The organism is Streptomyces sp. NPDC034043 (genome assembly GCF_055575675.1).
This window is the reverse complement of record NZ_JBVISF010000002.1, coordinates 165,732-178,157: the sequence shown is the minus strand read 5'-3', so window position 1 is coordinate 178,157 and position 12,426 is coordinate 165,732. Positions and strand designations below refer to the sequence as shown.

Below are 12,426 nucleotides of genomic sequence, written 5' to 3'. Positions count from 1 at the left end.
CTGGTCGGCGACGCGCCCGGAACTGCTCACCGCCGTGGACGGGGTCACCGCCCGGCCCGTCGCGCAGATCCGCTCCCCCCGTCGCAGCACCCCGACGGACCGGCCGGCGGCAACCGCGAGCTGCCGTGAGCAGATCGGCGGGCCCGGTCAGATCGTGACCGGGCCGTGGGCGGTGGCGAACTCGACCGAGACCAGGCCCGGTTCCTCGTCCTCGACCCAGGTGACGTCGATCTGGTCGAGGGGGTGGTCGGCCGGTTCGCCGAGGAATTCGGCGATGGAGGCGGCGTCGCCGGCGATGGAGACCCCGCGGATGGTGGTGGAGGTGCGCGGGCCGGCGCTCGGGCGCTCCTCGGCGGGGACCAACCACTGGAGGAAGTAGGGGAGTTGCGGGTCGTCCAGCAGTTCCAGCAGGCCGATCTGCTTCCACCTCAGGTCGTAGCCGTCGGGACGGACACGGTGGCCCTCGGCCGAGGTGCGGCCGAGGCGGGCCTCGACCGGGGCGATGTCGTCGACGGAGACCACCCAACCGAGCCAGCCGCCGCCCTCGGCGGCGCGGCGCGCGACCGCCTGGCCGAAGGGCGCGCGGTCGGCGGCGGGGTGGTCGAGTGTGGTGACGACCTCCACGTAGGTGCCGCCGCTCAGCGGGAGAACGAAATTGCGGGTGCCGAACCGCGGGTGCACGCCCCCGTCGACGAACCCGGCTCCGAGGGCCGATCCGATCCACTGGACGGTCGAGACGAAGCTGTCGCGGGCCACCGCGTAGGACACGTGATCAAGTCGCACCGCGCCATCATCACCCGACAACCCGCACAAATCCCGGCGCCACGCACGCCACCCCGGACGCCGTGGATTCAGCCGCGGGGCTCCGGGGCCGGCGTCGCGGTTCCCCGGGCCCCTGATGATGACGAGACCGTGCCATAGGCCCGGAGGGCGTCGGCCAGTTCGCCGGGGCGGCCTCGCACAGTGGCGTCCAGAAAGGCGAGGGTGGCCGCGACGACGACGCGCGGGCTCTCGGTGCGGCCCAGGGTGCCGACGATCGAGGGCACCGGCGGCAGGTAGAGCGGGCCGTCCATGAAGGTGAGGTGCCCGGCGCCGGGGACGGTGAGCCGGTAGCTCGTCGCGGTGTTGTTCTCGAGGGCCTCGGTGAGCCGGGGCAGGTAGCGCGGGTCCGTGCCGGCGGTGATCTCCTGGGTGAGCGCGAGCGCCGGCTGCTCCAGGGCGGGCGCGGTGGGGCCGTGGGGGTAGCCGTCCAGGTCGATGACGGCGTCGAACCGGCGGTCCTGCCGGGCCGCCCGCAGGGCGGCGGCTCCGCCCAGGGAGTGGCCGGCCACGGCGGCGCGGCCGGTGTCCAGGCGTCCGGCCAGCGGGTCGGCGGTCTCACCGTGGTCCAGTCGCTCCAGCCGGGAGAGTACGAAGCCGAGGTCGGCGGCCCGGACGGCCGTCCAGCCGGCGGCCAGCTCCGCGTCCTTGTCGCGGTCCCCGGAGGAGGCGGTGACGGTGCGGATCGTGCGGCCGTCGGCGAGGACGACGACGCTGGAGTCGTACGGGTGGTCGAGGGCGGCGACCAGGTAGCCGTGGCTGGCCAGCTCCTCCGCCCAGGCCGTGTTCTGGGACCGCACCCCGCTTGACCCCGGGGAGAAGAGGACGACCGGGAACCGCTCACCCCCGCCGGCCACCGGGGCGTCGACGACCGCGCGGCTGCGGGCCCTCGGGACGCCGTCGACCAGGAAACCGGGCAGGCCGACCCCGTCGGCGAGGGCCTCGGAGACGGTCCGCGCCTCGCCCTCCGTGCGTCCCAGGTACTGGGCCCGAGGGATGCCCGCGGGGCTCTTCCGCGCCGGGTACCAGAGCTGGACCACGACCGTGCGCCGGTCGTCCGGATCGGCGGTGAAACCCTCGGGGCGCTGCGGGTCGGTCCACTGCACCACCCGGGTGCCGACTGCGAAGGCTCCCGTCGGCTCGGGGAAGACGGGCACGGGGAAGGCCCAAGCGGCTACCGGGCCGGTGGCGATCAGGCCGGCGCAGGCCAGCGATCCCGGCAGGGCCAGCCACCAGCGGGCCCGCCACGCCGGTCGGCCGGCACCGCGCCGCAGCAGGGGCGGGAGGGCGAACGCCGAGGCGACGGCGGCGCCGGACAGGACCGGCAGCATCTGCCAGCGGATCCCCACGACGCCCAGCACGAGCGCCGACGGCACGAGGACCGCCCCCGCCGCGACGGTGACGGGCCGGCGGGCGGCCGGGGGGAGCCAGCGCGCCACCAGCAGCGCGACGGCGCCCAGCAGGACGAGGACTTCCGGAAGGGACAGGAACAGCCCCGGGATGGTTTCGGTCACCCGGCCATGCTCGGCGCCGGGCCCGCGCCGCCGCATCGGCCCCGGGTCGCCGCCGAATGCGACCGGAGTGGCAGCCGGGCGCCCCGGACCGGCACCCGGCGTGCGACCGCAGGAGGTGGCGGGTCTCCTCCCGCGGTCGTACCCCGGCACCTCGCGCTCCGACGCCGGGCTGATGCGCGGCGGGGGAAGCGTTCGGGGGCGCGGTGGCTCTCGTGCTCGCGCCGGCCCGTCGGCTTGGTGGGAACGGTGCCGCACCTCTGACCGTCAGTCGCGCCGGGCGTCACGGAGTGGCGTTGCCGCCCGGGCCGAGATCCTCGAGGAACCGCCGCTGGTCGTCCAGGAATCCCTCCGCGAAGAGCGAACGGGGCGAGAGGAGCGCGGTGAGCGTGGTCTTGAGGCCCGACTGCTCGATGGACCGTTTGAGCAGCGAATGGGCTCCGTCCGGGTACCGCTTGACCGTCAGGGCGCCGCCTCCGTCCAGCGCCCCGCGGTAGCCGCGCTCCGTGTCGGCGGTGTCCACGTTGACGTCGTGGCCGGCGAGGGTCAGCAAGACGGGTACGCCGTGCAGAGCGCGGAGATCGTGCGTGGCGTCCGCGGTGTGGTTCTTGGAGATGAAGCCCCAGCGATCGGCGGTCATGCCGTTCGCGTCGCCGCCCATCGCCCTGACGTACTCCTCGAAGGTCGCGTGGCGTTCCAGCAGCCGGCGTGTCGCCTCGCTCCTGGTGATCTCGGCCTGGACGCGGACCTCCGACGCGCCGGCGGCGCGGAGCTCGGCCAGCAGGTTGTGGCGGCCCTGCTGGAGCCAGTTGATCGCGGGCGAGACGGCGATGACGAAGCTCACGGGCGTCTTGGCGGCGACCTTCGGCACGACCCAGCCCGCCTGGCTGGCGCCCCAGAGCCCGATCCGGTCGCCGTCGATGTCCGGGCGGGCGCGCGCCCAGGCGATGGCGGCTGCGGCCTCGTCGGCCCGGTCGTCCATGGACTGGTCGAGCCAGTTGCCGGGTGCGCCCGCCACTCCGGGTTTGTCCCAGGACAGGGAGGCGTATCCGGCCCTGGCGTTCGCTTCCCACATGGGCTTGTACCCGTCGTCGTGGGTGGCGCTGACGGGGCCGTCGCCGTGGACGTACACGACCAGGCCGTGCCGCTCGCGGCCGTCCCTGGGGGTGGCCAGTACTCCGTTGAGGGTGTGGCCGCCGTGGCGTATCGAGACCCGTCGCTCCTCCATGGCGTAGGTGTTCTGCCACAGCGCCACGCCGACGAGACCGGCGGCCACGAGCAGGACCGGGACGAGCGACCACACGGCGATGCGGAGCCCGCGCCGTCGGGGCTGGAGCTTGGGAGACATGACGTCTGACCGCCTCTGTTCGGTTCTTCACGCAGTATCGGAACTATCGCTCATGGAACGATCGTTCATCAAGTGATAGTTTTGCGTGGAGGGTACGGCGACAAGAGGGGGAACGGCATGGGATTCGACGCGACGGACACCGGCACCGGGCCGGTCACGGTCCGGCGGGGCATACCGGACGGAGCCGAGCGGCGGGCGGCCGAGCTGTACTGGGACGCCTTCGGCCGCAAACTCGGCCCCGCCCTGAACCCGCCGGACAAGGCGGTGTCCTTCCTCGCCGCCCACCTGAACGCCGACCGCGCGGTGTGCGCGTTCCTCGACGGGCGGCTCGTCGGCCTCGCCGGCTACCAGCTCGGCGGCCGGGCCCTCACCGGGGGCTCGGCCGCCGCCGTGCTGCGCGCGTACGGACACCTGCGGGGACTGCACCGGCTCCTGCTCCTCGCCCTGTTCGAACGCCACCCGGCCCCCCGGCAGCTCGTCATGGACGGCATCGCCGTGGACCCGGGCATGCGTGGCCGCGGCGTCGGGAGCCTGCTCATCGAAGAAGTGGCCGCGGTCGCCTCCGAGCAGCGCTGCCGGGAGATCCGACTGGACGTGATCGACACGAACCCGCGCGCCAGGGCGCTGTACGAGCGGCGCGGCTTCACGGCCGTACGGACCGAGCGCACGCCCTGGCTCCGCGGGCTGATGGGCTTCGGCGCGGTGACCACCATGCACCGCCCCGTCGGCGGGAACGGACCGGGAGACTGAGCACACCATGACCGAACACATCGAGATCCCCACCCGCATGCTCGTCCACGCGCTGATCCGCGAGGACGGCACCGTCGGCGCGGACGAGCTCTACACCGTCGCCAACACCCTGGGCATGAGTGACCAGCAGGTGCGGCTGTGCGTCAAACGCCTCGTGGCCGAGGGCCGGTTCACCCACGAAGGCCGCGGCCGCAAGGCGCAGCTGCACGCCACCGCGGACACCATGCGTACCCTCGCCCCCAACGCGGACTTCCTGCGGCACGCGTTCCGGCAGGACGCCGGGCTCGCGCCCTGGGACGGTGTCTGGCACCTCGCCGCGTTCGCGGTGCCCGAATCGGCGCGCACGGCCCGCGACTCCCTGCGCGAGACCCTCGTCCACCTCGGCGGCGCCCCGCTCCAGGGCGGACTGTACGTCTGCGCCAACACCTGGGAACCGTACGTCGAGGAAGCGGCCCGCCGCCTCGGCGCCCATGACGCGCTCACCCTCCTCACCACGACGGACCTGCGAAGGGGCGCCACCCGGGAGCCCGCCGAACTCGCCCGCCGGCTGTGGCCCCTGCAGGAGATCGCCGAGCGCTACCACCGCCTCGGCCGCCTCGCCGAGCCCCGCCTGGCCCGGCTCACCGGCCCCGACCGGCTTTCCCCCTCCGTACTCCTCACCATCGCGGTCGAACTGGCCGCCGAACTCACCCGCGCCATGGAACCCGACCCGCTCCTGCCGTCTCAGCTCCTGCCCCAGCCTTGGCCCGGCACCCAGGCCCGGGAGCTCGTCGCCCGGTGCTGGGCCGCCCTGCACCACCGAGAGCACGGTGAAGCCCGTCCGGCCCTCTTCCGCCTCTACGCCGACATCACCCGAGAAGCGGCGGACCGTGCCGGGCGCTGAGGAGGGGGTCCGCCCGCCCTGATGAGTCCGTGCCTCCGCTCCCGCCGGGCAATCAACGTTCCGGTGCGGGCACGGCTTCGTGTACGGCCCTGTGGACGGCGCGCGCCAGGCGGGCGCCCCATACGGAGCGGGGACCGGCGAAGGCATGGACCTCCTTCCCGGGACGCGGGGCGCGTGCGGCGATGCAGACCGCGTCCGTGGGGGTGCCGGAGCAGTCGTACCCCGCTTCCAGCAGCGCCTGGACCTTGGCCTCGGTGGCGGTGGCGACCGCGTTGACCAGGGCGGCATCGGACAGGGCGACGGGAAGCGCGGCAATGATGTTGATCGTGCCCGGCTCCGTCGGCGGGGGCGTGCCTTCCGCCGGGGAGGCGGCCCATCCGCGGACGGTGACACCCGCGGTCGCGACGGTCTCGACGCCTTCGTCGCGGGCGTGGGCGTACGCCGAGACGTCTGCGGCCGTCATCATCCCCACCCCGCCGCCGTGCGCGCTCACCGCGCCCGCCACCTCGGCCAGGTGCCGGCCCGGGTCCGTACGCCGGTAGCCATGGGACACCTGGGCGTTGAGCACCCAGCCCCGCTCGCCGATGCCACCGCCCACGACCGCGCTGCTGATCATCCGCCATCCCGGCCCGGCCGACCACAGCAAGGCCCGCAGCTCCTCGCCGTCCTCGATCCGCGTCAACTGCCGCACGGCGAGCAACGGGACGGTGCGGGGCGGGGGGAGGACGACGGTCACCGGGCGGATCTCCTTCATGGGACGGCGGACCGGCTGATGGTACGCGGGTGCTCCATCCTTTGATCGACCCCGTGTCCTTCGCGGGACGAGCGTTTTCGAGGAGGGCGACGTGCACCTCGCACCTCCCATACGTCAGCTGGAGCGGTCCCGTTGGGGAAGCAGGAGCATCAGCGCCCACATCGCGAGGAGTGTGCCGACGACGTACCACAGGCTGTCGGCGAAGGCCGTGCTCACGGCGGGGCCGCGGGTATCGGCGCTGATGTGGGTGAAGAAGACGACGGTGGTCAGGGCCGTGCCCAGCGCGATGCCCAGTTGGGTGGCGGTGTTGAAGAGGCCGGAGGCCGATCCCGCGTGGTGGTGGGCGACCTTGCCGAGGGTCAGGTCGGCGAGAGGCGCACCGATCATGCCGAGACCGAAGCCGGCGGCGAGCATCGGTGCCGCGGCCGGCAAGGTTCCCATGCCCGCGCCGTGGGCGGTGATGAGGTGGTGGTAGCCGCACAAGGTGGCTGCGGCGAGCAGGGCACCGGCCTGCGGCACGGCTCGTCCGTAGCGCGCGACGAGGCCCATCGCGAGCCAGGCGCCGCCCATTTCGCCGAGCGAGGCGGCGACGAAGCCGACGGCGGCCTGGCCCGGAGTGAGGCCGAGGCCGTTCTGCATGAAGAGGACCCAGGACAGGAAGAAGACGCCGGACAGGAGGCCGAAGGCCAGTTGTGTGGCGAGCCCGGCACTGAAGGTGCGGCCGGTGAAGAGGGAGAGGACGACCAGAGGGGAGCCGTCCTTGCGCGACTTGATCTTCTGCTGGACCACGAACGCCGTCAGGACGAGCGGGCCGGCGGCCATCGTGACGAACGTCCACACGGGCCAGTCGTGTTCGCCCCCCATCGTCAGCGGGAGCATGATCAGCAGCAGGCCGAGGCCGGAAAGGAACGCGCCGAGCGGGTCCAGGTGCGAGGTGCGGTCGTGGGACTCGGGAAGGAAGCGCCGGCCGAGGACGACGGCGGCGATGCCGATGGGCAGATTGATCAAGAAGATGGGCCGCCAGCCCAGGCCGAACAGGTCGGCCTGGGTCAAGACCCCACCCAGGACCGGGCCGACGACGCTGCCGAGCGACATGACGGTCCCGTACAGTCCGAACGCCTTCGCCCGGGAGCCCTCGTCGAAGGTGACGTGCAGGGTCGCGAGGACCTGCGGCACCATTACGGCGGCCGCCGCGCCCTGGAGCACCCTGGCGGCGATCAGCACGTCAGGACCGCCCGCGAGCCCGCACAGCAGCGATGACAGAGTGAAAGCGGCGGTACCGGCCAAGAAGATGCGCCTGCGGCCGTAGAGGTCGCCGAGCCGGCCGCCGGTGATCAAACCGAGGGCGAAGGTCAGGACGTAGGCGGCGTCGATCCACTGGAGGGCCGCGGTGGTGGCGCCGGTGGCGGCGGCGATGGAGGGCAGAGCGGTGTAGACGACGGAGCCGTCGAGCGCGTTCATCAGCTCTGCGGTCAGGACGACGGCGAGGGTGACGGCACGGGCCCGTCCGGGGGCCGGGGGTGCGGGGCGGGGCGGGCTGCTGGTGGTGGTCCGGTCGGTGTCGAGGGACACGGGAAGAAGACTCCTGTTGCGGTGAGGGCCGGGGAACGGGCGGCCCGGGGCCGCGTACGCCGACTGCGCACAGGAAGAGGCGGGCCCGGGCCAGGGGAGCCGTCCGTTACGGGCACGCCGGTACGGCACCGCGCGGGTGCTGTCCGTGCCGGAACGGGGACGGCTATCGGGCCTGGGCGATAAGTCATCACCTCTCACGTCGAGGACGGCGGAACACGTCCGCCTGGGCTGGTGGGGAAGATCTGGGCCGGAGACGCACTCGGGGCCCGCGGCGGGCCGGCGGCCCCGCCCCGCACGGGGTGGGGCCGCCGGCCGCGGTTCAGGCGGCCTTGGCCGGCTTGGGCAGCCGGAACATCAGCGCCCACATCACCGCGAGAGCGGCGACGACGTACCAGACGCTGCCCGCGAACGCCTCGGTCACGGTGGTGCCGTGGCTGCCCGCGGGGGCGTGGTTGAAGAACACCACGGAGGCCGTCGCGATACCGAGTGCGGTACCGAGCTGCATGGCGGTGTTGAACAGCCCCGCTGCGGAGCCGGCGTCCCCGTGGCCGACCTGGCTGAGGGTGAGGCCGGCGAGACCCGCGCCGACCAGGCCGAACCCGGCACCGACGAGGATCATCGGCGCGACGGCGGCCACGAACGGCATCCCGGTCTGCTGGGCGGAGACCAGCAGCTGGTAGCCGGCCAGCGTCGCGGCGATCAGCACCGCCCCGGCCTGCGGCACGCGCCGCATGTGGGCGCCCGCCCACTTGGAGGCGAGCATCGCGCCGGCCATGCCGCCGATGGAGATGGCGACGGACGCGGGAGCGAACCGCCCGGGCGAAAGCCCGAGGCCGGACTGCATGAACAGCACCCAGGTCAGCAGGAACACGCCAGAGACCAGGCCGAAGACCAGTTGGGCGGCGAGCCCGCCGGCGAACGCCTTGCTCTGGAAGAGCGACAGCGCGACCAGGGCGGAGCCGTCCTTGCGGGTCTTCGCCCGCTGCTGGACCACGAACGCCGCCAGCACCAGGGCGCCCGCGACGAGCATGACGAAGCTCCACGTCGGCCAGTGCTTCTCGCCGCCCACGGTGAGCGGGTAGGCGAGGAGGAGCAGGCCCGCGCTGGAGAGCAGCATGCCCAGCGGGTCCAGACGCCTGGCCTGCTGGTCCCGCGATTCCGGGATGAACCGGACGGCGAACAGCACGGTGGCCAGGCCGATGGGCAGGTTGATCAGGAAGATCGCCCGCCAGCCGAGACCGGCGATGTCGGCGGAGGTCAGGACGGCGCCCAGGACCGGGCCGAGGACGCCACCGAGCGACATGATCATGCCGTACATGCCGAACGCCTTGGCCTGCGACTCGCCCTGGAAGGTGACCGCGATGGTGGCCATGACCTGCGGCACCATCGCTGCCGCGCCGGCGCCCTGAAGGGCCCGGGCGGCGACCAGGAACTCGGGGCCCGTCGCGATCCCGCACAGCAGCGACGCCAGCGTGAACAGCACGGTGCCGGCGATGAAGACCCGCTTGCGCCCGAAGAGGTCACCCAGGCGCCCGCCCGTGATCAGGGCGAGGGCGAAGGTGAGGGTGTAAGCGGCGGGGATCCACTGCACCACGGCACTGGAGGCACCGGTGTCCGCCTGGATGGAGGGCAGGGCGGTGTGGACGATCGAGCCGTCGAGCGCGTTCATCAGCTCGGCGATCAGCACCACGACCAGGATGACCGTGGCGGCACGGCCGGCCCCTGTGGGGCGCGGCCGGCCGTGGGTATGGGTGTCGGTTGACACGAGGAGAATTCCTGTTCGCGTACAGAAGGAATAGGGGGCAGGGGCAGGCCTGGGCATGCCTCCGCGCGCCTACAGCGCGACAGGGAGAAACAGGGTGCAACGAGCCCAGGCCACCAGGGAGCACCGCCGTCGAGGCATGCGTCGGAAGCCCGCCATCGCGGACAACCGGAAAAGAGCCTCGGAACGAGCGGCTACTTACTTGGCCTGGGAGATACGTCATCACCTCGAAACACAGCGTCGGGCCCCGGAACGGGCACCGACGGAACCGCCACAGGCTAGAAGACCCGCGAACGCCGGTGCAACGCGATTACTCACCGCCGGAGCCTCCCGGCGCGGTGCCGGTCGGTGGGCCGGGCAGGAGACGGGTGCGGTCGGGGCCGCTGCCCTGGTGGAGTGCGAGGGTCGGGCTCTTGCCGCGCCTGGCCGGCGCGCGCCGCGGGCCGGGTGAAGGCGCCGTGCTGGTTGTTCCGGGGGTCGGTGTTGCGGTTCCGGGCGGGGCTGCCGCGTCGACCGTGCCCGTCGGGGACGTACCGGGCGCGGTCCCTCGTGCCGCAGCAGCGCGGTGTCCTTCGGGCGGGCGCGCGCGGCGGAGCCGGACCGGCCGTCGTACACGAGGTCGTCCGTCGGGTGTCAGTGGCGGGTACGAGGATGTGACCGTACCGCTGAACCGGCAACGTCCAAGGGAACCCTCATGTCCGCACCCGCACCCGCACCCTTCCGTTTCCCCACCGGATGGTGCGCCACCGACCTCGGCTCCCACCGGCCGTGCGAGTCGACCTACGAGGTCTACCCGCTGGACGGCCTGCCCTCCCTGGACTCCGGCCGCCTCGACGGTGGTTTCGGGTGGCTGGGTGGGCCGGGTACGCCGGACGGGCCGGAGCCGGGCCACGGGGAGCACCTCGCGGCCGTGGAGGCGGACCTGGCCCCCCTCGGCCTGCGCCTTCCCGCCGACTTCCGCACCTTCTACCGCAGCGGCAGCCTCTGCCGCGCGTTCGACGAGGTGTCGGTGACCGCCTGCTGGAGCGACCTGTCCGGCGCGCTGCGGAGCCCGGTCGAGGAGGGCGCGCGCCTCGTACGGTTCCTCCGGGACCAGCAGGACTGCGTCATCTGGTACGTGTACCTGCGTCCCTCGGGGGAGACGTTCGTGGTCTTCTCGCACCTGGACCTGGACGTGGAGCTCGCCGAGCATGAACTGACCGCGGCGCAGGCGGCCGAGTTCCGTGCCGCGGCGGCGGAGTCGCTGGTGCGGTGCGCCTCGACCTTCGAGGAGTTCGCCTACCGTTTCGTGGTGGAGAACGAGCTGTGGATGCACCTGAACACCACCGACCAGGGCGCCGGGCCGGCCCCCCACCTCCAGGAGTACCTCGACCACTACGCGGCCGCCGCCTCCTGACCCCCGCCGGCGATCGGGGACGGGGCCGCGTGGGGGCGAGCCAGGTGACGGCGTGGTTGACGTCACGCGCGGAGACGATGCCGAGCAGGACTCGTGTGGCGGGGTCGAAGCTCGTACGCCAGCGGCGATGCGAAGAACGCGGCGGCGGTCACCAGCCCCAGACCCCAGTAGGCGGCCGCCTTCGCGTCGGACGGAAGTCCCTGGCATGCGCCTACCCGGACCGGCCGCCGATCCGCACGGCGAGCGTGCTGTTCGGCCACCGCCCTGAACGAGACCCGCCGGTGGCACTCCCGCACGTCCTGCGGCACCCCGACGACCGGTCGTGGGCCGTCGGTCACCCGGCGCGTTCGACGCTCCACAGCGGCAGCTGCTCGAAGAAGGTGACCGCCTCATCCCGCCACCGCGACCGCCAGCCCGCGGCCACCGCGGACGCCTGCTGCGCATGGCGGTGCATGTCCGCCCGCATCCTGCCCGTCACCCCGCGGCGCTCCGCGATCTCGCGGACGGCGGCGACGGTCTCCGGCGGGCAGGACCGGTCACCGAGCGCCGCCACCACCACGCGGCGCTCCGCGTCGTCGACGGCGGACAGCAGGGCGCGGACGGTGTAGCTGTGCTTGCCGTCGCGGAGGTCGGTACCGGTCGGCTTGCCCATGACGGCCGCATCCCCGAACAGGTCCAGGTAGTCGTCGCGCATCTGCCCGCAGATCCCCACCAGCCGCGCGTACTCCCGCAGCTCCTCGTCCCGGGGCGCCAACGGTTCGCCCGCGGCCAGGAGGCCGAGCTGCAGGGGCGCGAGGATCGAGTACCGGGCGGACTTGTAGTCGGCCACGCGGTGCAGGACGTCTTCGTCCGGTGCGGCGGCGAAGTCGCGTTCCAGGTCGATGATCTGGCCCATGAACGTGTCGGCCGCCGCCCGGGTCTGCACCTCGACCATGGCCTGCCGCACCGCGACGGACACCTCCGCCTCCAGCAGCACCCGCAACGACAGGGCGAGCGCCAGGTCACCCGCGAGCACGGTCAGACCGAGAGCCGTCTGCGGGTGGTCGGGGAACTGCTCGCGGTAGGCGTAGTAGGTGGACGGGCCGCCGCGGCGGGTGGGGCTGTCGTCGATGAGGTCGTCGTGCACGAGGCCGTGGGTCTGCAGCAGCTCGATGCTCAGTGCCGCGGCGTCCAGTCCGCCGACCGGCTCGTCCGTCACCAGGCGCGCCGCCTCATGCAGCAGGACGACCCGTATCCGCTTCCCGCCCCGCAAGGACAACTCCCGCAGCAACCGCAGGCATTCCGGGGTGAACCGGCTGGACGGCGGCGCGTCGAGCGCGGCACCCACGGTGTCGAAGTACTCCTCGAAGAGCGCGTTGAACCGGTGCTCGTATCCGGCGACACGCTCGAGGATCTGCTGGGTCATGACGCGTTCTTCCTGCTCGGGGTACGGCCGGGGCACACCACGGTGGCCGTGCGACGGTCGGGGCTCGTGCCCCGTGGTCGGCCGCGACGGGGTCAGGAAGTGTACTGGGGGGCTTCGAGCACCGGTCCACGCGGAGCACGGTCCGCGATGGTCGCGACGGTCGCGGGGAGCGCGGAGAGGATCTGTCACTCCGGATCGTTCCGGGTGCCTTGTCCGGGTGGACCCC

The 12,426-nt window shown here is 73.0% G+C and carries 10 protein-coding genes; 3 read left to right on the top strand and 7 right to left on the bottom strand.

Annotation, left to right across the window (positions count from 1 at the left end; translation table 11 throughout):
* Positions 1–147 precede the first annotated feature (147 nt).
* From ACZ51S_RS05530 to ACZ51S_RS05520, 3 genes are all read right to left on the bottom strand, one after another.
* Complete coding sequence (locus tag ACZ51S_RS05530) at positions 148–783, bottom strand: VOC family protein (RefSeq protein ID WP_468474760.1); 636 nt, start codon at positions 781–783, stop codon at positions 148–150.
* 68 nt (positions 784–851) lie between these two features.
* Positions 852–2,369, bottom strand: a complete 1,518-nt coding sequence (locus ACZ51S_RS05525; RefSeq protein WP_468802604.1) for an alpha/beta hydrolase family protein — start codon at positions 2,367–2,369, stop codon at positions 852–854.
* Positions 2,370–2,613: 244 nt separating this feature from the next.
* Positions 2,614–3,678: an alpha/beta hydrolase family protein gene (locus tag ACZ51S_RS05520; protein WP_468802603.1), complete on the bottom strand. Its 1,065-nt coding sequence runs from the start codon at positions 3,676–3,678 to the stop codon at positions 2,614–2,616.
* Positions 3,679–3,795: 117 nt separating this feature from the next.
* Here ACZ51S_RS05520 and ACZ51S_RS05515 point away from each other — a divergent pair, with 117 nt between their 5' ends.
* Both ACZ51S_RS05515 and ACZ51S_RS05510 read left to right on the top strand, forming a co-directional pair.
* Positions 3,796–4,428: a GNAT family N-acetyltransferase gene (locus ACZ51S_RS05515; RefSeq protein ID WP_468802602.1), complete on the top strand. Its 633-nt coding sequence runs from the start codon at positions 3,796–3,798 to the stop codon at positions 4,426–4,428.
* 7 nt (positions 4,429–4,435) lie between these two features.
* Positions 4,436–5,311, top strand: coding sequence for a PaaX family transcriptional regulator C-terminal domain-containing protein (locus tag ACZ51S_RS05510; protein WP_468474764.1), 876 nt, complete (start codon positions 4,436–4,438; stop codon positions 5,309–5,311).
* A 52-nt stretch (positions 5,312–5,363) separates the two neighbouring features.
* Here the strand turns inward: ACZ51S_RS05510 and ACZ51S_RS05505 are convergent, their stop codons facing one another.
* The 3 genes from ACZ51S_RS05505 to ACZ51S_RS05495 form a co-directional block, all read right to left on the bottom strand.
* Positions 5,364–6,047 carry an adenosylcobinamide amidohydrolase gene (locus ACZ51S_RS05505; protein WP_468802601.1) on the bottom strand — a complete coding sequence of 228 codons (684 nt, stop codon included), beginning with the start codon at positions 6,045–6,047 and terminating at the stop codon, positions 5,364–5,366.
* A 132-nt stretch (positions 6,048–6,179) separates the two neighbouring features.
* Positions 6,180–7,637 (bottom strand): MFS transporter, encoded by a 1,458-nt coding sequence (locus ACZ51S_RS05500; RefSeq protein ID WP_468474766.1) that lies wholly within the window; start codon positions 7,635–7,637, stop codon positions 6,180–6,182.
* A 319-nt stretch (positions 7,638–7,956) separates the two neighbouring features.
* Positions 7,957–9,402 (bottom strand): MFS transporter, encoded by a 1,446-nt coding sequence (locus ACZ51S_RS05495; RefSeq protein WP_468474767.1) that lies wholly within the window; start codon positions 9,400–9,402, stop codon positions 7,957–7,959.
* Between the two features lie 691 nt (positions 9,403–10,093).
* Between ACZ51S_RS05495 and ACZ51S_RS05490 the strand changes: the two genes are divergently transcribed.
* Positions 10,094–10,795: a hypothetical protein gene (locus ACZ51S_RS05490; RefSeq protein WP_468802600.1), complete on the top strand. Its 702-nt coding sequence runs from the start codon at positions 10,094–10,096 to the stop codon at positions 10,793–10,795.
* A gap of 334 nt (positions 10,796–11,129) precedes the next feature.
* Here ACZ51S_RS05490 and ACZ51S_RS05485 read toward each other — a convergent pair whose 3' ends face one another.
* Positions 11,130–12,200, bottom strand: a complete 1,071-nt coding sequence (locus ACZ51S_RS05485) for a polyprenyl synthetase family protein (protein WP_468802599.1) — start codon at positions 12,198–12,200, stop codon at positions 11,130–11,132.
* Between the last annotated feature and the right edge of the window lie 226 nt (positions 12,201–12,426).